Source organism: Paenibacillus sp. FSL M7-0134 (genome assembly GCF_038007865.1).
Classification (GTDB): Bacteria; Bacillota; Bacilli; order Paenibacillales; family Paenibacillaceae; genus Paenibacillus; species Paenibacillus polymyxa_B.
In genome coordinates, this window is the sequence record NZ_JBBOXV010000001.1 from 150274 (window position 1) to 172411 (window position 22138).

Annotated in this window: 19 protein-coding genes; 4 read left to right on the plus strand and 15 right to left on the minus strand. The window is 48.2% G+C overall.

From position 1 onward, the window contains the following. Nucleotides 1-94: 94 nt before the first annotated feature. The 4 genes from NSQ58_RS00680 to NSQ58_RS00695 form a co-directional block, all read right to left on the minus strand. Nucleotides 95-1792, minus strand: a complete 1698-nt coding sequence (locus NSQ58_RS00680) for a M3 family oligoendopeptidase (protein ID WP_341056727.1) — start codon at nt 1790-1792, stop codon at nt 95-97. A 237-nt stretch (nt 1793-2029) separates the two neighbouring features. Continuing rightward, nucleotides 2030-2839, minus strand: coding sequence for a bifunctional hydroxymethylpyrimidine kinase/phosphomethylpyrimidine kinase (thiD, locus tag NSQ58_RS00685; protein ID WP_013312022.1), 810 nt, complete (start codon nt 2837-2839; stop codon nt 2030-2032). A 197-nt stretch (nt 2840-3036) separates the two neighbouring features. Continuing rightward, nucleotides 3037-4443 (minus strand): hypothetical protein, encoded by a 1407-nt coding sequence (locus tag NSQ58_RS00690; RefSeq protein ID WP_023990369.1) that lies wholly within the window; start codon nt 4441-4443, stop codon nt 3037-3039. A gap of 246 nt (nt 4444-4689) precedes the next feature. After that, on the minus strand, nt 4690-6600 hold the full coding sequence (locus NSQ58_RS00695; protein WP_341056729.1) for a bifunctional 2',3'-cyclic-nucleotide 2'-phosphodiesterase/3'-nucleotidase: 1911 nt from the start codon (nt 6598-6600) through the stop codon (nt 4690-4692). 252 nt (nt 6601-6852) lie between these two features. Here NSQ58_RS00695 and NSQ58_RS00700 point away from each other — a divergent pair, with 252 nt between their 5' ends. From NSQ58_RS00700 to phnE (NSQ58_RS00715), 4 genes are all read left to right on the plus strand, one after another. Next, a complete protein-coding gene (locus tag NSQ58_RS00700) occupies nt 6853-7821 on the plus strand; it encodes a phosphate/phosphite/phosphonate ABC transporter substrate-binding protein (RefSeq protein WP_023990371.1) in 969 nt (322 codons plus the stop codon). Nucleotides 7822-7954: 133 nt separating this feature from the next. Then, entirely contained in the window at nt 7955-8725 is a 771-nt protein-coding gene (gene phnC / locus NSQ58_RS00705; protein WP_023990372.1) for a phosphonate ABC transporter ATP-binding protein, read from the plus strand. Beyond that, nucleotides 8722-9576 (plus strand): phosphonate ABC transporter, permease protein PhnE, encoded by an 855-nt coding sequence (gene phnE, locus NSQ58_RS00710; protein WP_034095097.1) that lies wholly within the window; start codon nt 8722-8724, stop codon nt 9574-9576. Before phnC ends, phnE (NSQ58_RS00710) begins: the two co-directional genes overlap by 4 nt. After that, nucleotides 9573-10370, plus strand: a complete 798-nt coding sequence (phnE, locus tag NSQ58_RS00715; RefSeq protein WP_013312028.1) for a phosphonate ABC transporter, permease protein PhnE — start codon at nt 9573-9575, stop codon at nt 10368-10370. The genes phnE (NSQ58_RS00710) and phnE (NSQ58_RS00715) overlap by 4 nt, the downstream gene beginning before the upstream one ends. A gap of 85 nt (nt 10371-10455) precedes the next feature. On the opposite strand, the gene NSQ58_RS00720 is transcribed toward phnE (NSQ58_RS00715), so the two are convergent. The 11 genes from NSQ58_RS00720 to NSQ58_RS00770 all read right to left on the minus strand — a co-directional run bounded on the left by NSQ58_RS00720 (nt 10456) and on the right by NSQ58_RS00770 (nt 22067). Beyond that, nucleotides 10456-11586 carry an aminotransferase class V-fold PLP-dependent enzyme gene (locus tag NSQ58_RS00720; RefSeq protein ID WP_316244234.1) on the minus strand — a complete coding sequence of 377 codons (1131 nt, stop codon included), beginning with the start codon at nt 11584-11586 and terminating at the stop codon, nt 10456-10458. 162 nt (nt 11587-11748) lie between these two features. Beyond that, the gene (cysW, locus tag NSQ58_RS00725; protein WP_013312030.1) at nt 11749-12624 is read right to left on the minus strand and encodes a sulfate ABC transporter permease subunit CysW; all 876 of its coding nucleotides are present in this window, start codon (nt 12622-12624) and stop codon (nt 11749-11751) included. A gap of 79 nt (nt 12625-12703) precedes the next feature. Further along, nucleotides 12704-13537 carry a sulfate ABC transporter permease subunit CysT gene (cysT, locus tag NSQ58_RS00730; protein WP_341056730.1) on the minus strand — a complete coding sequence of 278 codons (834 nt, stop codon included), beginning with the start codon at nt 13535-13537 and terminating at the stop codon, nt 12704-12706. A gap of 78 nt (nt 13538-13615) precedes the next feature. After that, nucleotides 13616-14680, minus strand: coding sequence for a sulfate ABC transporter substrate-binding protein (locus tag NSQ58_RS00735; RefSeq protein WP_023990376.1), 1065 nt, complete (start codon nt 14678-14680; stop codon nt 13616-13618). A gap of 354 nt (nt 14681-15034) precedes the next feature. Further along, nucleotides 15035-15718 carry a hypothetical protein gene (locus NSQ58_RS00740; protein ID WP_316244236.1) on the minus strand — a complete coding sequence of 228 codons (684 nt, stop codon included), beginning with the start codon at nt 15716-15718 and terminating at the stop codon, nt 15035-15037. Between the two features lie 116 nt (nt 15719-15834). Next, complete coding sequence (locus NSQ58_RS00745; RefSeq protein ID WP_316244237.1) at nt 15835-16329, minus strand: hypothetical protein; 495 nt, start codon at nt 16327-16329, stop codon at nt 15835-15837. 28 nt (nt 16330-16357) lie between these two features. Beyond that, nucleotides 16358-17407 (minus strand): leucine-rich repeat domain-containing protein, encoded by a 1050-nt coding sequence (locus tag NSQ58_RS00750; protein ID WP_316244238.1) that lies wholly within the window; start codon nt 17405-17407, stop codon nt 16358-16360. 134 nt (nt 17408-17541) lie between these two features. After that, entirely contained in the window at nt 17542-18843 is a 1302-nt protein-coding gene (locus tag NSQ58_RS00755; RefSeq protein ID WP_025722513.1) for a pyrimidine-nucleoside phosphorylase, read from the minus strand. 32 nt (nt 18844-18875) lie between these two features. After that, complete coding sequence (deoD, locus tag NSQ58_RS00760) at nt 18876-19583, minus strand: purine-nucleoside phosphorylase (RefSeq protein ID WP_023990381.1); 708 nt, start codon at nt 19581-19583, stop codon at nt 18876-18878. Between the two features lie 91 nt (nt 19584-19674). Then, nucleotides 19675-20859, minus strand: coding sequence for a phosphopentomutase (gene deoB / locus NSQ58_RS00765; RefSeq protein WP_023990382.1), 1185 nt, complete (start codon nt 20857-20859; stop codon nt 19675-19677). Between the two features lie 29 nt (nt 20860-20888). Then, nucleotides 20889-22067, minus strand: coding sequence for a NupC/NupG family nucleoside CNT transporter (locus tag NSQ58_RS00770; protein WP_023990383.1), 1179 nt, complete (start codon nt 22065-22067; stop codon nt 20889-20891). Nucleotides 22068-22138: the final 71 nt, after the last annotated feature.

The window sequence follows — 22138 nt, forward strand, 5'->3', positions numbered from 1 at the left end:
TTTCGTGCAACTGTTCTATTTTCATTCTAAAAAGGATCTCATCTGCAAGCTTTTCAGCTTTGACAGGTAAGCGAAATGCCCTTTTTAGTTATGCTTACAGCTTTTTATCATCCACACTGTTCAGCCATGCTTCGATTTCTCCGATTACAGAGGCGATACAGCCATCTTGGAACGGCGAGATTAGTCCAGCCAACTCAACCAATCCGGTAAAAGAGCGACTTCCCCCGGCACCGCATAGCTTCAAATAATCTTCCCACGCAGCTGTCCGGTCGATACTCATGCGTTTCCAGAATTGGAACGCGCACAGTTGCGCGAGTGTATAGTCAATATAGTAGAACGGGGATTGAAAAATATGACCCTGTTTGTGCCAAAACCCGCCCTGCTCCAGATACTCGTTGCCTTCATAATCCAGATGCGGTTTATACTTACGTTCAATGGAGCGCCATGCGCTTTTACGTTCGGCTGGGGTCCAGTCTGGATGTTCGTATACGGCATGCTGGAATTCGTCCACGGCTACGCCGTAAGGCACGAACAGCAACGATGAGGATAGATGTTCAAAGTGATATTTGTCCGTATCTTCCTCGAAGAACAGATTCATCCAAGGCCATGCGAAAAACTCCATGCTCATAGAGTGGATCTCAGCCGCCTCCATAGTTGGCCAATGGTACTCAGGAATTTCAAAATGTCGGCTTTCATAGACCTGGAAGGCATGACCTGCTTCATGCGTCAATACGTCGATATCACCGGATGTACCATTGAAATTTGAGAAAATAAACGGCGTGCCATATTCGCTCAAAAATGTACAATAGCCTCCGCTTTGCTTGCCTTTTTTGCTGATCAAATCCATCAATCCACGTTCAATCATAAAGCTGAAAAATTCATGTGTTTCCGCTGAAAGTTCCTCATACATACGTGCTCCATTGCGAATGATCCACTCCGGGTCACCTTTAGGCGTAGGATTGCCTGACAGGAAGTTGAAGCCCTCGTCATAATAGCGAAGCTGATCTACTCCGATCCGTTCGCGCTGGCGTTCCTTCAGCCTGGTTGCCAGAGGAACGATGTGCTTCAGCACCTGCTCGCGGAAATTGGCTACCATTTTGGCATTGTAATCTGTACGTCCCAAGCGAGCATAGCCCAATTCTACGAAGTTGTCATAGCCCAGCTTGTGTGCCATGCGCGTGCGCACCTTCACCAGTTCATCATAAATCCGGTCCAGCTCGTCCTCATGCTCACTCATAAATTGATATTTAGCCTCGGAGGCCTGTTTGCGTGTCTCCCGGTTGGTAGCCATTTCGAAAGGCAGGAGCTGCGACAATGTGCGTTCTTCTCCCTCAAACGGGATCTTTGCTGAAGCAATCAATTGAGCATATTCCGAGGTCAGCTTATTCTCCTGCTGTAAATCCTCAATAATATCCGGATGGAACGACTTGAGTGCTACCTCGGCAATACTGAAAAGCTGACTGCCCCATTGACTCTCCAACTCGGTTCGGAATGGAGAATCCACCAATGCACGGTAGTAATCGGTTACATACTCCTGAATAACCGGCATGAAATCATCAGCGTACTCTTGCTCCGCTTTGTAAAAGGCGTCCTCCGTATTAATGGAGTGCCGAACTTCCACCAATTGCAATTGCGTTTCCACGTTACTGCGCAGCTTGTTAATCGCATGAATCACTTCATTTTGACGTTCTACGCTGTCCGCTTCACGAAACTGCTGCAACAGCGTTTTAAACCGCTGTTCAATTTCAGGTTGCTCTGGTCGGCTGTAAGCCATTTGGCTGAATAATGTCATTGCTTCGGTTCCTCCTTAAATATAATAAATCTGATGCCTATTATACAGTACGCTTAGACCAAACTGGAAGCCATAATTCCAATAAAATACAACCTCAAGAGCCGCAATACCATGTATTGCGGCTCTTGAGCCTCATCTAACTCTATATATCAAAAAAGTCATGGTCTAAAACAATCTAATATATATTCAGCCTGATGGAGATTTATAAGTCTTTCTAAGATCGCAGACCTTTATGCTTTATTGATTTTGCAAACGATGTGCCGCATGCAAAGTCGGACCGACGAATTCATTCAGCTTGAAGCTACCTTCAATGGCCTGTGTAATGAATCTCTTGGCCTGATCCACTGCTTCACGTACAGTCAGCCCTTGAGCCAAACCAGCCGTTACCGCTGCCGAAGTGGTGCAGCCTGCACCGTGGGTAAAGTTTGTTTTTACAACATCGGCTTCAAACCAGTCAAAAGTGATTCCGTCATATAGCAGATCCATCGCTTTACCTGCGCGAATTTTGCCACGGTCCTTGATCAGTACATGCTTAGCTCCACGCTCATGGATAATCGCAGCTGCTTCCTGCATCTGCTCCAGTGTCGTGATCGGTCCATTCTTCGCCAGTTGCGAAGCCTCGAACAAGTTCGGTGTTACCAGGTCAGCGCCAGGAATCAACAATTCCAGCATCGCCTCTGTATTTTCCGGCTGGAGCACTTCATCCGTGCCTTTGCAGACCATGACCGGGTCAATTACGATCCGCTTCAGATCATGCTTTTTCAAATGACTGGCTACCAGCTCGATAATTTCAACGGAACCAAGCATACCTGTTTTCATCGCATCAAAACCGATACCTTCCAATACAGTACGCAGCTGCGCTTCTACCACATCCAACGCAACAGGATATACAAGATGATCCCAGGTTTTAGGACCCATCGCTACTACGGTTGTCAATACGGTCATGCCATATACGCCAAGCTCCTGAAAGGTTTTCAGGTCTGCCTGAATACCCGCTCCACCGCTTGTGTCGGAGCCGGCTATCGTTAATGTTTTGGGAATCGTCATTTGTACATGCTCTCCTTCACTTTCTGTGCTGCATTTATCCTAATCCCGCTCGCGAAACTTGTCAACGCGCAAAACGGTCCTCTCTATGCTAAAAGTCACAGGCGACGACAGTAGCTAAAAAACGAGAACATCCCCTTTTGAAACAGGAACATCCTCGCAATAACGTGTTATATGAAGAATTCGAATGAAATTTAGAATTATAAATACCCACCGGTACTATGATCATAGGCATGATTCTTTTCATTTGCACGTACGCCTAAGCACAGACTCTGATACAACTGCTGCTGTTCCAGTGTAGCAAAATTCCGATGCTGCTCAAATAAAGCCATACAACCAATGATATGTTCGGTATAGCTATTATCGACAGACAGTTGCAAGCAATGCAGTGTTTGTCCCACTCCCTCGGGGTAATCGCCTTTTCGGAAATAGTATTCCGCATACACCTTACAAAAGGATGCAAAGCGAAATGCGTTAAAGTGCTTGCGATAATGAGTGTCCCATCGTTCCGGTGCAAGCTGCCAAAAGCTTTTGAGTTGCTGACTAAATAGTCCCAGTTCGGCATCCACGAAATAACCAAACCGGTTCGCTGATTCGAGCAAGGTGTTCAAGCCCTCCAGTGTCTCATCCGGATGCTCACGCAGGTAAGTAATATAATCATAGATTGCAGAAGTATTGCCCATTTTAATTTCAATACAAAGTCGGTTGCCCTGTGCATATACACGATGTAGGTTGACCACTTTCCAGCCTTCCTCGTCTAAACCCTCAAACCAGCTCAAATCTGCATAACCTTCAATCCATTGCTTGGATTCCTCATATCTACCCTGAAACTCATAGCAACTGGCCTTGAGCAGATGCCCCTGAGCATAGTAATAAACGAGCGGCTTAAGCAGCTCCAGGTGCTCATCTCCAAAACGGTTCCGATTGCGATACAATGCCTGCGCCAGCTCTCTCAGCTCGTCCGCATACATTTCCATCTCGGACCATTGCATTTTTAAAGCAAACACTTGAGATAGCATATGTAAGCCTTCCAGTGCGTAAATTTCCGGTAGACGACTACGGTACAAATGGAATTGTACAGCAGCCTTCAAGTTCCGTTGGTTATCCTTAATCTGAATCTGGAATATACGGAAATAGCTGATCGCCAATCGTTCAGAGTGGGTATACTTTTCACTCTCGATGACACAATCATACAGAAGCATGGAAGCTTCATGTCTGCCATCCTCAAACATCGCTTCTGCGGTCTCAAAAATAGCAGGAACGTTCGATAAATCGTCCATCAAATAGCCAAGTACACTGCGTATACACTCCAGCTTGTTCAACTCTGAGCAACGCAGGAGAAACGGACGCAACCTTCTCCAGTGTGGTAAGGAATGAATAAAACATTCATCAACATACATCTCGAACAAAGATCCTTCTTCCAATCCCATGGCCTCGGTAATCAAATCCAGCTGATTGACTGAGATCGGCCGTGGTGGGTTCCGGTTAAGTATACCGCTAAGTGTACCCGGATTTACCTTGGAAGCATCTGCAAAACATTGCATTGAAATGCCTTCACTTTGAATATACTTTTCTATTTCTGCGCGGATCGTGGTGTTTTTTTCCAAAGGGACACCCCCTCAAACGAATGATGGTGACTTTTTCATTACCTTTTAAACCAAAATTTGTTTAATCAAAGTATATGTCTATTTATACGAGAGGTCAATAACTTTAAATACGACTCAGGACATATAAAATCACGAATTTTGTACGATTTTAAAACTGTTTTATGAAAAAAGACCGTCCTCTGTGGGACAGTCTTTTTCTATTATTTTGATGCTGTGGACTTATAGGACAAAAACAAGTTAGCAGTTTTACCGTGAACGTCCGAAATCGAGGGCAAACTTAGCGTATCCCTCTACCGTTAACCCTTCATAAAGCAACTCCGAATAGGCATTAGCGGCATCCGTTGCTTGCGGTGAGGTCAGGAAGGTCACATGCGGACGCCCTGACCATGGGGCGAGGGACCAATGGCCATCAGCTTTTGGCGTCAACGTCTTCATATGCCGCACGTATTCAGTCAGCACATGACGGTTCTCATCCGGTGAAGCAAGTATAATTCGCTCTCCACCCGGATTGACCAGCGGAGAGGAAAACGCGCGATAGTTATTCGTAACAACCAGATAATTTCGCTGCATATCCATCGGTTCGTCATCAAAAGACATCTGAATGATTCTGTGTGCATCTGGGTCCTTTAGGCCCCCGTCAGCATCATATCTGGCTGGCTGTGTTACATCAATCTGATACCTGATGCCGTCGATGATATCGAAATTAAAGCTTGGAAAATCAGAATTAATCAGCTCTTGCTCTTGTTCTGCTGAAGGATCAATTTGCTGGAATTGTCCAGCAGACCACTCCAACCATTCCCGAATTTCCGTTCCGGTCAGCCGAACGACATGCAACGTATTCGGAAAATTGTACAGATCGGCGATATGCTTGATCGCCAACGTCCCCGCCGGAATATGGGTATAGTACGATGGGCCATATCTGCCACCTGTTTTAAAAGGAGCTGCTGCCGACAGAACGGGCAATCCTTCGTGCTCGCTCCCTTGCATCTGCTGCTTCACATACCACATTTGCGCATCATTCACCAGCTGAACCGAAGCATCATCCATCACCTGAGCAAAAAAGCTGTTCACCGCCACCGTCGTCTGACCTACAGGTGCACGAATATACTCCAGTGTTCCGGCGTGCTCTTCTGCTACCGCCAGCTGAATGGCAGTATCCGGTTGTACCAGCGCTTCCTTGCGTATCGGATCATACACCGGGCGTACCTCGGCAGCAGATGTAGCCACTTGCCACTTCTCTCCACTAAAGGTCAGCTCCAGATCAATGAAACCCAGATGATCCCCCCAAAAGCCCGGCTCCACTGCTGGGATATCGTGGATGGTACCTCGCTCTACATCAACACCTGTTTTCCCCATAAACGAAGGTCCGGGAAATACTTTATGTGCATGACCAAACACAATGGCATCGATCCCTTCCACCCTGCTCAGATGCAGCACCCCATTTTCCATATCAAGCGTTTCGGGAATATCCTCAAAGCCTGCATGGGGCATAGCAATGATGAGATCGGCTCCCGCCGCCTTCATTTGTGGAATAAACCGTCTTGCCGTTTCCAGCATATCTTTGACGATGATTTTCCCCTCCAGCCACGCCTTGTCCCATTGCATAATTTGCGGAGGGACAAAGCCGATGACTCCCACCTTCAACAGATGCTTACCACCTGCTTCATCCTCTACCGTCTTATCCAGCAATAGATAAGGTGTAAAGTAATTTCGTTCTTGTTCTCCCGCTATATAAATGTTGGCATTCACATAAGGAAATTGCGCTCCTCGAAGGCAAGTCTGCAAGTATTCCAGTCCATAGTTAAATTCATGATTCCCGATATTGCCTGCCTCATACCCAAGCAGATTCATAGCTTTATAGGCGGGATGCACCGCGCTTGGGTCCTGTTGGATTCGCTGTACAGCATAATCTCCCATCGGATTCCCCTGAATCACATCTCCGTTATCCAGCAGCAGGTGATTGGGTACCTCCGCCCGGGCTATTTGAATCAAGCTGGCTGTTTGCGCCAGACCGTAATGCAGCGTCTCCTGATCCGTATAATAATCGTAATTCCACAAGCTGACATGCAAATCGGTTGTAACCATAATGCGGAATTTCACTCTCACAAGGCTTACATTGTCCTGGTCTGCCTTTTCGTTAATATCCAAAATATCCAATCTTGTTCTCTCCCTCAGCTTCGGTCATAGAGCTTGAACAAGTCTAACAGAGCACTGTTAAGAGAATGTTAAAACAAGCATTTTGCATAAATCCAGAAAATGGTTTTAAGCATACGATAAATTTTACATCATTTTTACCAAAGTCAGGAGTGGTTTTTACCCTAGCTACGGGACTAGCTGTTAAGATTTGGTTTGTCACAGCATTTACAGGTTTTTTATTATCGTTATCACTATGTTTAGGGGGAAATTATTTTGTTCAAAAAAGCACTGACCTTGTGCATGACCTTCACACTGGCAGCGGGTCTAGCCGCTTGTGGCTCCAATGCAAGCAATAATAACAGCGCGTCCACTCCGGGTACAGATGGCTCTAAAAACGAAAGCACAGCCTATGTTCCTAAGGAGTTAAAGGTACAGTTCGTTCCTTCTCAAAATGCAGATACGCTCGAAGCCAAAGCCAAACCGCTCGAAAATCTACTGGGTGACAAGCTTGGAATCCCGGTGAAAGTAACTGTATCTCCTGACTACAATACGATTGTGGAAGCCATGTCTTCCAAACAGGTAGATGTAGGATTCCTTCCGCCGAATGCTTATGTACTGGCCCACGATAACCGTAAAGCAGCCGACTTGCTGTTGCAAGCTCAACGCTACGGAATTGAAGATGCTACAGGCAAGGACACGACTGAAAAAGTAAACTTTTATAAAGCAATGATCGTGGTGAAAAAGGATTCTCCGATTCAAAGTCTAGCTGATCTGAAAGGCAAGAAGGTTGGCTGGCAAAATGTAACCTCCTCCGCAGGCTACGTGTACCCTGCAGCAGAGCTGAAAAAAGCTGGCGTGGACCCGGATACGGATGTGCAGGGTGTGACAATCAAAGGCCACGATGCTGCTATTCTGGCGTTGCTGAACGGTCAAGTTGATGCGGTAGCTGTTTTCCAGGATGCACGTAACACGGTGAAGAAGGAAATTCCGGATGTATTTGAAAAAACTCGCGTCATTCATTACACAGCTAAAATTCCAAATGATACCGTCAGCGTACGTTCTGATATGGATCAAGCGTGGAGAGACAAGATCAGCCAAGCCTTTATTGACATCGCTAAAGATCCTGCAGGCGGCGAAATCATTAAAGAGATTTACACCCATGTAGGTTATGAAAAGGGCGACGATAAAAACTTCGACTCCGTGCGTGAATACGCCAAAGCCGTTGGTCAAGCGGTTAAGTAATCGGAACAAACAAGGTACTGTAATGAAGTAACAGCTACGAAACAGGCTTTACGAATGACAGGGCAACACCGTCCATGTATTCATGGCGGTGTTGTTTTCATTCCACCCCATCGGGGGAGAAAGTTGGGAGCATATGATCGAATTTCGTAACGTATCGAAAACATACCCGAACGGCACCAAAGGGTTAAACAATATTAATTTGACGATTCAGGAGGGAGAAATGGTCGTCATCGTCGGCTTATCCGGTGCAGGTAAGTCTACCCTGCTGCGTTCCATTAACCGACTGCATGACATTACGTCCGGCGACATTGTCGTGGGTGGCAGGTCCGTCACGTCTGCTGGAAGCAGCGAGCTGCGGCGCATTCGCCGTGATATTGGCATGATCTTTCAAAGCTTCAATCTGGTTAAGCGTTCGACGGTGCTCCGCAATGTACTTTCCGGCCGCGTCGGCTATCATTCAACGCTGCGAACCATTCTCGGCCTCTTTCCGAAGGAAGATATCGAACTGGCACTAACAGCGCTGGAGCGCGTGAACATCCGCGAAAAGGCCTACAGCCGGGCAGATGAGCTGTCTGGTGGCCAACAGCAGCGCGTATCCATCGCCCGTGCTCTGGCGCAGGAGGCTAAAATCATTCTGGCGGACGAGCCTGTCGCATCGCTGGATCCGCTGACCACCCGCCAGGTCATGGATGACCTTCAGCGGATCAACCGTGAAATGCAGATTACGACCATCGTCAATCTGCATTTCATTGATCTCGCGCGCGAATATGCAACGCGGATCATCGGATTGCGCGCCGGGGAAGTGGTCTTTGACGGCACACCAGAGGAGGCTACGGATGAGGCCTTTGCGGAGATCTACGGCCGGGCCATCAAGCATGATGAGCTGCTGGGAGTGGGATCATGAAGCCCGACTCTACTGCCCAGCCGCTCTCTTCGACGCAACCGTCACCGCATGCTGGACCGCCGCAACCTGGCAAGACGCCCGCAGGGCCACCTTTGCCAGGACGTTACAAGCGTTATGCCACCTGGATGATTTTTATCGTGGTGCTGGTAGCCTGCTCCATTCATACGGATGCCACACCGTACCAGTTGATCGTCGGCTTGCCGGAGATGGGCAAATTGTTGGGGGAAATGTTTCCACCCGACTGGAGCTATCTGCCTACCATCTGGAAACCGATGCTGGAAACGATCCAGATCGCCATTGTCGGCACGACACTGGGAGCCATATTGGCGATCCCTGTCGCGTTGCTGTGTGCCTATAATGTGATGCCGCGCAAGCTGATTTCGCTGCCGATGCGCACGATCCTGAATCTAGTACGGACGATTCCCGATTTGCTGTTTGCTTCGATCTTTGTGGCGGTGTTCGGCATCGGGCCGTTTGCAGGGATGCTCGCCCTGCTCTTCTTCTCCTTTGGCATCATAGCCAAGCTGACCTTTGAGGCGATTGAAGCCATTGATCCCGGGCCGCTGGAAGCCATGACCGCTGTTGGCGCGAGCCGCATTCAAGTCATCGCCTTTGGTGTGGTTCCGCAGGCTCTTCCTTATTTTGTGTCGTACTTGCTGTATACCTTTGAGGTTAATGTGCGCGCGGCTTCCGTTCTGGGCCTGGTCGGCGCTGGGGGTATCGGTCTGTTGCTTGACCGTTCTCTGGGGCTGTTCCGATATGATCGGGCAAGCATCATTATTCTACTGACCCTCGTCATCGTCCTTGCGATTGATTACGGCAGTAACCTGCTACGGAGGAAATTATTATGAATGATCCTACGCTTCGCAGACCTATTGGCTCCCGCCTGCGCCTATGGGCGATAGCTATTCTGCTAATCATCATTTATATTTGGGCTTTTCGCGGGATGCAGTTTGAAGGATTACAGGGGACGGCTAAAAGCGTCTCTGTCGCTATATTGGACGGCTTCCTTCATCCCGACTGGTCGTTCGTCTACATCCCTGAGGGAGAGGATTTGCTGCGCGGGTTGCTGGATACGCTGGTCATTTCAGTGCTCGGAACCTTCGTATCCGCATTTGTCTGCCTTCCGTTCGCCTTTTGGGCGTCCAGCAATATGACCCGTCTGCGTCCCTTATCGGGTAGCGGGAAATTTGTGCTTAGTGTCATCCGGGTATTTCCCGAAATGATCGTCGCCATCTTGTTTATCAAAGCCGTTGGACCCGGCTCGTTTGCGGGTGTGCTTGCCCTCGGCATTCACTCCATCGGCATGCTGGCGAAGCTTTTCTCGGAAACGATCGAAAGTGTCGATCACGGGCCACAGGAAGCTTTGATCGCGTGCGGTGCCAATCGTTGGCAGGTGATCTTCTTCGCCGTGCTACCACAGGTGATTCCACAGTTTCTTTCGTATTCGCTTTACCGTTTTGAAATTAATATCCGTTCTGCTACCACGCTCGGTCTGGTCGGTGCAGGTGGTATCGGTACTCCGCTACTATTTGCACTCCAAATGCGCAACTGGAACCGTGTAGGCGTTATTTTGCTAGGCATTGTGGTTCTGATCATTTTGACGGATCTGATTTCCGGCTGGCTGCGCAAACGGATCGTATAATTAGAACTCTAAACGCCCAAAAAGCCTCTCCTGTGTAAAAAGGGACATGTCATGCTCCCATTCACTCGGAAGAGGCTTTTGTCGTTCAACGTCTCCCTGCCAATTCATCTATGACCCGTCGGACTTCCTCAGCCGTATTGTAAAAATGAGGAGCCACACGGATAACATCCTTTCGTGCTGAAACGATCATATTTTGGCTTCTCAAATTCCTCTCCACAGCCGACACGTCGGCTACTTCAACAGCGAGCAAGCTTGGTAATGTGCCTCCCCTGTAAGGTACACGTATGTGTAGCCCTTTGCGCCGTCCATATTCAACGGAAAAATCCAACAACTCACTCATATAGGTCTGAATATTCGTGACTCCAATCTCTAGCAGCAGCTTTAAAGCCGCATTGGCGGCAAAAATGCTAATAAAAGAAGGCAATCCCGTCTCAAAGCGTCGGGCTCCCGCCGCCGGAAACGGGTGAGCAATATCAAACCGGGAAGCAGGCTCCTGCCCAAGCCAGCCTGTAAGACGGGGCTTGAAGCGGTCTATTCGGTCCTTGCTTACATAAAGAAAAGCCACGCCCGGAATTCCCAGCATATATTTGCGGGCTCCCGCGACCAAAATATCTACGCCCATTGCCTTAACGTCCACTGGAACGATCCCTGCAGACTGATAAGCATCCACAAACAGCAACGCCTGATTTCGGTGAGCTATATCTGCAATGGATTTTAAATCCTGCTGAAATCCGTTGGTATAGTTCACTTGTGACACCATAACGAGCGCAGTTTTCTCCGTAACATGCTCCTCATACTGCTCTATCGTCACTTCTCCCTCGATGGAGGGGATACAGCAGATGTGATCATGGAACATCTCCTGTGCCTGCCAGATGTGTCCCACCGTCGGAAAGTCGGTGTCCGCATACACAATGCCTTCTTTTCCCGGTACATAAGGAAGGGCTGTAGCCACCCCAGCAATCGCCTCAGAGGCTGAGGACAGGACCGCAATTTCGTCAGACTCCGCCCCGATGAGCTTGGCAAAATGCCCTCTGGCCTCCTCCAAACGTGCCATAGATAGATCGCCGTTATGACCGTGTTGCAGCAAACTTCGATGATATTCCTCAATGGCAGCGGAAACCGGCCTCGATACGGCCCCCTGGGAACAGCTTCCTACATGGATATGTGAGGATAGCACTGGAAACAGCTGACGGTAGGACTGAAACGGATGTTTCATTTTTCCCTTCGCTCCTCCTGGGCACACCAACGTGCCTTGATATGATCATTTTATTATCCATATAAGCCACCTTAGAACAAGGGCCTCTCTTCCCATCTTCTCGCCGTTAACAGACGATAGACGCAAAGAGAGGTCCTGAGGGATCATATACAAAATCATAAATTAATGCACGCGTTTGCGTCCAAACCAGCTTTTAAGTACCAAGGTTGCCAGAGCAAGTAACAACAACAACGAGGCCACCGCAAAAGATGCCGAGAACTGATATTCGTTATACAAAATTTCTACATGCAGCGGCAGTGTATTCGTCTCTCCACGGATATGTCCAGAAACGACGGACACTGCACCGAACTCACCCATGGCTCGCGCATTACACAAAATGATGCCATACAGCAGACCCCACTTGATGTTTGGCAGCGTCACTTTCCAGAAAATGCGCCAGCCGCGCGCGCCCAGCATGACCGCCGCTTCTTCCTCCTGCTGTCCCTGATCTTCCATCATTGGAATGAGTTCTCGCGCCACAAATGGAAAGGTGATGAACAGCGTCGCTAAAATAATACCAGGCAAAGCAAATATAATTTTAATATCATGCTCGTCCAACCACGGTCCAAGCCAGCCCTGTGCGCCGAACACTAATACATACATCAGCCCTCCGACGACAGGAGAGATGGCAAAGGGTAAATCAATTAAGGTGACCAGCAAGCCTTTGCCGCGAAATTGAAATTTCGTGATCAGCCAAGCGGCAGCTACACCAAATACCGTATTCAGCGGTACCGTTATCGCTGCCACCAGCAGCGTCAACCGCAATGCGGACATGGCATCCGGGTCCCGTAACGCTTCGACGTATACGCCCCATCCTTGCTTGAGTGCTTCGGTAAGCACGACGATTAGCGGCAATACCAGCACCCAGAGCAAAGCTAAAAAAGCAGCACCAATCAGCGTCCACTTCACCCAAGCGGCCTCGGTCGTGACCCTGTTGGGCGGTGCAGATGAAGGCACTGGTGCAGAAGCAAGCTCCTGCCCAGTTATCGCTTGTGACATAATCTATCCCTCCTTAGAACGTGGATATCATGCGCAGCCCTGCATGTTAACATTAGATAGTCACATTAGACAGTTGCGTTTAGGCAGTACGCCGTCGTGACCAGCGCTGAATGCTGTTAATCATGAGTAACAGCAAGAATGAAATTACCAACAGCATCAACGCTACTGCCGTAGCTCCTGCATAGTCATTTTGCTCCAGCTTGGACATTATGAGCAGTGGAGCAATTTCCGTCTTCATCGGCATATTGCCAGAGATGAAGACGACAGAACCATACTCGCCAATGCCACGGGCAAAGGCGAGCGCAAAACCCGTCAGCAGCGGTGGCACCAGCTCCGGCACAATAACGCTGCAGAAGATACGCCATCTGCCAGCTCCCAGCGTAGCAGCGACCTCCTCCTCATCCTTGTCCAGCTCCTCCAGCACCGGCTGCACTGTCCGTACAACGAACGGAATGCCAATAAACATCAATGCTAGCGTAATCCCCGTCTGTGAGTACGCCATCCTCCATCCAAGCGGTTCAAACAATGAACCGATCCAGCCGTTCTGCGCATACAGAGCAGTCAAAGCAACCCCTGCTACCGCAGTAGGCAAAGCAAAGGGCAGATCAATCACCGCATCAAAAAGTCGTTTTCCCGGAAAGTCATAACGCACCAGCACCCAAGCTATCAATAAACCGAGAAACAGGTCGATCAGCGCCGCAGCCGCAGCACACAAAAAGCTTACCTTGTAGGAAGCCAGCACCCTGACATCAGTCGCCACGTCCCAAAATTTCTCCCACGTCAGTCCAGTTGAATTCAGAAGCAGTGCCGATAAAGGCACCAGCACCACCAGACTGAGATACAGCACACTATAACCCATTGTTAACCCGAACCCGGGAAGTACGCGTTTTCGAGTGGCTTGCACTTGACTCATGTTCTGTCCATCCCTCTCTGAATCCATTCACTATGACACTTGCGGCTACCGACCCAATCCCTACACAGTCCACCTATTTTATGAACTGCCGGGTACATAAATCTGGTCAAAAATGCCCTTGTCGCTGAAATGCTTCTGCTGCGTCTCCTTCCATGTCCCGAATACATCCTTCAAGGTCACGAGCTCCAATTTAGGAAATTGATCCTTGAACTTTGCCGTCACGCTCTCCAGTGTTGGGCGATAATAATTTTCGGCAGCAATGGTCTGCCCTTCTTCACTGTACAAATATTTCAGGTATGCGTCCGCCACCTCGCGTGTACCTTTTTTATCTACCACCTTATCAACTACCGCTACCGGTGGTTCCGCCAAAATACTGATCGACGGATACACGATATCGAATTTGTCCGCACCCAGCTCCTTCACCGAGAGCAGTGCTTCATTTTCCCAAGCGATCAGTACATCGCCAATTCCACGCTCTACGAAAGTCGTTGTCGCTCCACGTGCTCCGCTATCCAGTACCGGCACATGCTTATACAGCTCCTGTACAAACTGCTGGGCCTTGGCTTCATCGTTATTGTTCTTCTTGAGCGCATAGGCCCAGGCTGCAAGATAGTTCCAACGTGCTCCACCCGAAGTTTTAGGATTCGGTGTAATAACTTGCACATCGCCACGGATTAAATCGTCCCAGTCCTTAATCCCTTTCGGGTTCCCTTTGCGTACCAGTAACACGATGGTTGAAGTGTACGGGGCGCTGTTATGCTCATATTTACTTTGCCACCCCTCTTTAACGAGTCCTTTTTCCTGTAGCGCATCAATATCATAACCCAGGGCCAGAGTTACCACGTCCGCGTCCAGTCCGTCCTGCACAGAACGACTTTGCTTGCCAGATCCTCCGTGAGATTGCTTGATCGTAACCTTCTGCCCTTTCTCCTTCTCCCAATGGGCGGCAAATGCTTTATTATATGCCTCATACAGCTCACGGGTCGGATCATAAGAAACATTGAGTAACTCCACGTCCTTGGAACCGGCAGCAGAGCTACCATCCGCCTGCGTCCCTCCCTTGCTTGCCCCGCAAGCGCTTAGCATAATCGTTAAAACCAAAGATAGTCCGAGAATAAGTCCACTTTTCCATTGCCTCTTCATCAAGACACCCCGAATTCTATGTAATTTGTATTCATTTACGCCTGTTATTGACAGACATAATCAAAAAAAGAGCGGAGAATTCCCTGATGCAGCCCTGATAGGTCAAACCTGTCACGTGGACAGTGTCTGCCTGCTGTTCCTAGAGGTTCTCCGCCAAAATGGCGAGATCATACATTAATTCTTTAATTCCTACCTGTTTAATGAGTTATATGGATATGATACGAGAGTTTAGGAGTGATGTCAAACCTTTTTTTGGTATGTATCATCTGGACTTTTCTTTCTTTAAGGGGGGGCAGTCAGAAACATTATATATGTTTCCGACCGTTTAGAGGTCATTTACACACGAAGTACGACTTAGTTGGCAACCGTTTCAAGATTAATCGAAAAGACTCCAAAAAGCTTCGGATTGTCCGTAGCTCTTCTCAACCACAGTTCACCCGATCCCACCATGACTCCCTGATAATTAACAAACAAATCATCTGTCTTTTGATTCACCAGCGCCTCGCGAATTGCGTCCGTAAAAATCTGATCATACTTGGCCATAAAATCTTTCTTATTCGGAATCGTTAGCGACTTTTCACTATCATTAACACGCAGAGGGTACAAAATATAATTGGCCACTTTTTCCTTGTCATTGTCGGCAACTGCCTTCTGCAGCGCTTTGAACGTGTTCAAAAACGCTTTAGGATCTTGAATACCTGCTACCTCAAATGGATTTTGCGATGGATTGGAGGTTGCCGGAGAAGAAGATGTATCCGATGAAGCAGATGGAGCCGAAGGAGTTGATTTTTGTGCATCAGTACCGCTGTTTTCTGCACTCTTGCTCTCTTTCGCTGTTTTGTCACTTTGGGCTGAACCGCTACGACTACCACCGGCTCCGTTCTCGATCACGCTTGTACTGCTTCCAGTATCAATGGTTTCAGCATTCAGATCCTGACCACAGCCAGTAAGTGCTACAAAGGTAAGTGTAAGTAAAATGGCTGTGAGTGACAGCCTCCGTGACATCTTTTGATTACCGAATTCATGGTTTTTGGGCACAACGGGTCATCCTTTCTGCTTTCTGCTCTGACCTATTCTGTTCATTAAGTCTTCAACCGTTCTATTGTAACATAAGTAGACTAATGACCGCATGTCGTGCCCTTTCTGGAAGGAGCTTACAGTGTAATATATGCGAAGGTTTTAACGTTTCCTTGCGATCCATCGTCCGTACTTACTTTTAAAATCATCTCTTTTAAGGAGTCATTTGCAGCTTCATCCTGTCCCTCTGGCTTTACAAACACCAGATCGTGGCGTTCTCCCGGCTGCAACGTTCGGCTGGAAAACCCGCTCGTTGACCCTTGCAAGTCTAATCCATTCGCACTATTGAGCTTGTATTGTACGGGTTGCTTACCTGTATTCTTGATACTGATGTACAGCTTGCGCCCCTCTTCAAATCTAAAGCTCGTTTGTCCTTGTCCTCCAAATTGCATTCTTTGGTCATGTACGATTCGCTTCGCTGCGCCTCCTTGCTCAATCTGCTTGCTCAGCGGAGTTGCCTGGTGCGTCACAATCGCCGATGATGTAGTATACGTGTTCGTTGGAAAACTAGCAAAAGTGACATAACCCAATATGGCTCCGGCAGCCCCAATCCAAACCCATTTCTCCACCATTTGATTTCCTCCTCTTCTTATCTTTCCTTCAGTCGTCACCGTGATTGCACAGATGGAACGGCTTATCTTCTATAAGGAAGCGATTCAGCCAGGTCATTTTATATATAAAATCAGGTGCCGATTCGATGAATCCATTCACAATGTCCAAGGAGCGTAGATTTTTCAGGTTTTGTAATTCAGGAGGCAACGTACGGATTCCGCTATACTGGATATCCAGATACTCCAGTTGTTGCAGCTCTCCGATTTCAGGAGGCAAATGCCGAAATACCAGCTCCGCCTTGGGAATCACTTTGAAATCTGGGGCCGTACGATCATAGCATCCACAGCTGATCCTCAGGTTTTTGAGATGGGTCAGCTTGGCAATGTCAGCGGGTAGCTCTTCCAAATCCGCTACTTGTATCGTCAGTGACTCCAACGATTCCAATTCGAACAAAGCGTGCGGTAGTGTTCGTATATCCTGCTCGAAAATAGTCAGATGCTTCAGGGAATACAATTCTCTAATCCGTTCCGGTATCTCCCTCAAGCCAAACCGCATAAGCTCTACTCGATCCGGTTGATGCCGAATAGCATCGTCCAGAAAAACATCTATATCCTGATGATATTCAGGTTTGTGAATAAACACACCAGGTATAAGCTTCTCCAATTCATCCGCTTCTTCTGTAGCCATGTTTAGTCCACCTATTCGTTCGTGAGCTATGTTAATGATCCAATCCCTTCCCTCCGCATTCTGGAAGCACAAATCCTCAGGTAATTGGGGATGTACCCAGGAAAACAAACTAGACGCCGCCTGCTTTAATAATCCCCCTGCCTCGGGCGCACACTGGTATCGGTAAAATGTTCCTTGTGTGTAGGCAATGGAATGGATGCCCCTAATTTCCTCATAAGAGTGTGTGGACAGCATAAAAGGATTCAATTGCTGTAACAATTCCTTGAACAGGACATCCTGGTCGATCACCCCATTCTCATCCTCTGTCGCCCATTTATGTATGCCCAGCATAAACGTGTCTGCCCGTTCCATAGCATAATCAATCAGTCTTTCATAGGCTGCTCCCCGGACATCGCTGTATAATCTGAACATGTCTCTCCCCCTCTGTGCAACCCTCGGCCTTACAATAAAAAAAGCCGAACTCATATCTATTATGAGTCCGGCTGTCATATTTTTCAAACTTGATCAAAGACACTCAACACGACTTTATAAATATGGCTTATCGCTTACTCTGTCACTGTTCCGTAGATTAGCACTGGCGCTTCCGCGTGATCCGCAATACGGATGTTCGCGTAGATTTTCTCCAGCACTTGGGCTACATCTTCACGGTTCGCATGAATAGTAACCAGTGAATCGCCTTTTTGAACAGCATCCCCGACCTTTTTGTTCAGCATCAAGCCGACAGCCAGATCAATCTCGGATTCTTTGGTCGCACGTCCTGCTCCAAGCAACATCGCTGCGGTACCGATTTCGTCAGCCACGATTTCAGCTACCACACCGTCCTGCTTCGCAGGCACCTCAATAAGATACTGTGCTTGCGGCAAGCGTTCAGGATGATCCACTACAGAAGCGTCACCGCCCTGATTCGCAATAAACTCTTTGAATTTCTCAAGTGCTTTGCCATTGCGAATGACTTCTTTGAGCTTCTCTTCGGCGTTTTCGAGGGATTCTGCTTTCCCTGCCAAAAACACCATCTGACTGCCCAAAGCCATACACAGCTCTTCCAGATCTTTTGGTCCTTCGCCACGCAGCGTATCAATCGCTTCTTTCACTTCCAGAGAGTTACCGATGGCCAGACCCAGCGGTTGACTCATATCGGAAATGACTGCCATCGTTTTTCGACCCACATTGTTACCGATGCTCACCATGGCATGTGCCAGTGCTTTGGCATCATCTACGGTTTTCATAAATGCGCCTGCACCTGTTTTTACATCAAGCACGATGGCATCGGAGCCAGCAGCGATTTTCTTACTCATAATCGAGCTGGCAATCAGCGGAATCGAGTTGACCGTCGCTGTAACGTCACGCAAGGCATACAGCTTTTTGTCCGCAGGTGTCAGGTTGCCGCTTTGCCCGATGACCGCAATTTTGCTGCGATTCACCAAATCCACAAATTCGTCCTTGCTGATTTCGACGTGGAAGCCTGCAATAGCTTCCAGCTTGTCGATCGTTCCTCCGGTATGTCCGAGGCCGCGGCCTGACATTTTGGCTACCGGAATGTCCAAGGCCGCTACGAGCGGAGCCAGTACCAGCGTTGTCGTATCACCCACACCGCCAGTGGAATGCTTATCGACCTTTACACCTTCAATCGCGGACAGATCAATGGTATCACCCGAATGAACCATCGCCATCGTCAGATCAGCGCGTTCGCGTTCAGTCATATCTTTGAAGAAAATGGACATCGCCAATGCACTGACTTGATAATCAGGAATTTCACCCTGAGTGTAGCCTTGGATAATAAAATTAATTTCCTCCGTACTCAGTTCTTTTCCGTCACGTTTTTTCTCAATCAAGTCTACCATTCTCATATGTCATTTCTCCTCACTGTGCGTATGATCGTTTACAGAGATACTGCTGTATCCAGTGCAACTTCCATCATTTCTTTAAAAGTTGTTTGCCGTTCTTCTGCGGTCGTTTCTTCCCCCGTCAGCAAATGATCGCTTACCGTCAGAATCGTCAGTGCGTTTACGCCAAACTTGGCTGCCAGCGTGTACAAAGCCGAAGTTTCCATCTCTACACCCAGCACGCCGTATTCCATCAGCTTTTGTACCACTGATTTATCATCACGGTAGAAGCTGTCTGAGCTGAATACATTGCCGACATGCATGTTCAAGCCTTTGGCAACACCGCGATCATAAGCGCCCTTCAATAGATTGAAGCTGGCAATCGGCGAGTAATCGTAGCCGCCAAAGATATGGCGGTTCATGCCGGAATCCGTACAGGATGCCTGTGCCAAAATGACGTCACGAACGTGCACATGCTCCTTCATTCCGCCGCATGTACCCACGCGGAACAGGTTTTTCACACCATATTCGCTAATCAGTTCGTTGACATAAATACTGATGGAAGGCAGCCCCATCCCAGTTCCCTGTACAGATAGGCGTTTGCCTTGGTACGTACCCGTGAATCCGAGCATTCCGCGTACCTCGTTGTAGCAGGTCACGTCCTCCAGATACGTTTCAGCAATAAACTTAGCCCGTAACGGGTCTCCTGGCAGCAAAATCGTTTCTGCAATTTCTCCGGGTTTGGCTCCAATGTGTACACTCATGTTTTTTTATTCCTCCGTCCCATTTGTCCATGCTTGTATCGTTATTTATATCGTTACTAGTAATCTTGCTTGTACTCTTGCTGGTCCTTGATTACTGAAGGTCTGCCAAAAAGCTCGTTCCGTGTTCAGGCAGTTTCACACCAAAGTTATCCGCCACGGTCGCTCCAATATCAGCAAAGGTTTTACGAACCGCAAGCTCCTTGCCCCCAGCTGTAAAACGCGGGGAATATGCCAGCAAAGGTACATATTCGCGGGTGTGATCCGTTCCCCGATACGTCGGGTCATTCCCATGGTCCGCAGTGATGATTAGCAGATCGTCATCGGTCATTTTGGCAAAAACCTCTGGCAGACGCGCATCGTAATCGTCCAAGGCTTGACCATACCCCTGCGGATCACGACGGTGACCGTATACAGCGTCAAAGTCCACCAAATTCAGAAAACTTAATCCGGTGAAATCCTCATCGAGCGTAGCCACCAGCTTATCCATGCCGTCCATATTGGACACCGTACGCACCGCCTTCGTCACACCCTCACCGTCATAAATGTCGGAGATTTTACCCAAGGCGATCACATCTAGACCTGCATCCTTCAGCTCGTTCATGGTGGTGCGACCAAACGGTTTGAGCGCATAATCATGTCGGTTGGAGGTACGAGAGAAGTTCCCTGCCTCGCCTACGAACGGACGTGCAATAATGCGACCCAGCATGTACGGATCTTCCAGCGTGATTTTACGGCAGAACTCGCAAATCTCATAGAGCTCTTTCAAAGGTACAACTTCCTCATGCGCCGCAATTTGCAGCACAGAGTCCGCCGAGGTATAGATGATGAGCGCTCCAGTTTTCACGTGTTCTTCGCCCAGCTCATCCATGATTTCCGTTCCACTGGCCGGCTTATTGCCAATAACTTTGCGGCCTGTGTGCTCCTCAATGCGCTGAATCAGCTCATCCGGGAACCCATCAGGAAATACACGGAAAGGAACAGCAATATTCAAGCCCATGATTTCCCAATGACCCGTCATCGTATCCTTGCCATTGGACGCTTCCTGCATCTTAGTGTAATACGCAAGCGGCTTGTCGGCCGCTTCCACACCTTCTATGGAACGAATATTGGATAGACCGAGCTTACCCATATTCGGCATCTTTAGACCACCGCGTTCGCGGGCAATATGACCGAGTGTATCTACATCGTAATCATCAAACTGGGCAGCATCCGGCGCTTCGCCGATACCAACCGAGTCCATAACCACCAAGTGAATTCGTTTGAATTTAGACATCATAAAAATCCTTTCCTAACTCGCTGTTTTTTTTACAAAAACAACCCTGCAATCGTTGCCGACAGCACGCTAACCAGCGTTGCCCCGTACAACAGCTTCAGACCAAAGCGGGCCACCACATTTCCTTGTTTTTCATGCAAACCCTTCACAGCCCCGGAAATGATACCGATGGATGAGAAGTTAGCAAAGGATACGAGGAATACCGATACGATCCCGACCGTGCGCTCCGACAAGCCTGTTTGCTTGGTCAGATCAAGCATGGCCACGAATTCGTTGGACACGAGTTTGGTAGCCATAATGCTGCCCGCCTGAACGGCTTCGTTCCACGGAATACCCATGACAAAAGCGAAAGGCGCAAACACATATCCAAGCAGCGCCTGAAAGCTGATTCCAAACAACCAAGAGAAAATCCCGTTAACCATGGCAATCAACGCCACAAAACCGATCAGCATTGCAGCTACCGTAATAGCAACCTTGAAACCGTCCATAATATATTCCCCGAGCATTTCGAAGAAGGACTGCTTCTCTTCCTCCTGAACCTCCAGTAAATCGTCTTCCTTCTCAATCTTGTACGGATTAATAATGGAAGCGATAATAAAGCCGCCGAATAGGTTCAATACCAAAGCTGTGACCACATATTTGGGATTTAACATTTGCATGTAAGCTCCCACAATCGACATGGACACCGTAGACATCGCAGACGCACACAGTGTATACAACCGATGTTTTGGCAGCAGACCAATTTGCTTCTTAACGGAAATAAACACCTCGGATTGACCCAAGATAGCCGAAGCTACAGCGTTGTAGGATTCCAGTTTACCCATTCCGTTTACTTTGCTCAAGACAAGCCCGATATATTTAATAATAAAAGGTAACACTTTTACATATTGCAATATACCAATCAGCGCAGATATGAACACGATTGGCAGCAGTACACCGATAAAGAACGGTGCTGCTCCTTCATTCGCAATTCCGCCAAAAACAAAGTTAATCCCTTCAGTTGCATATGCCAAAAGACTATTAAAACCTTTTGCAAAGCCTTTGACCAGAAATTCGCCAATTCCTGTATTCAGCAATACGAAAGCAAGCGCTGCTTGCAGAACAACCATAACTATCAGCGGACGATACCTGATTTTACGCTTGTCACTGCTGGCAACGTAAGTAAGTGCAAATACAACGAGCAGTCCCACCAGAGCGATTACATATTTCATTTAATTTCCCCCTCATTACATTAAGCGCTTACATTCCCCGTAAAAAGAATGCGCTCCAAAGAGGCATTCTT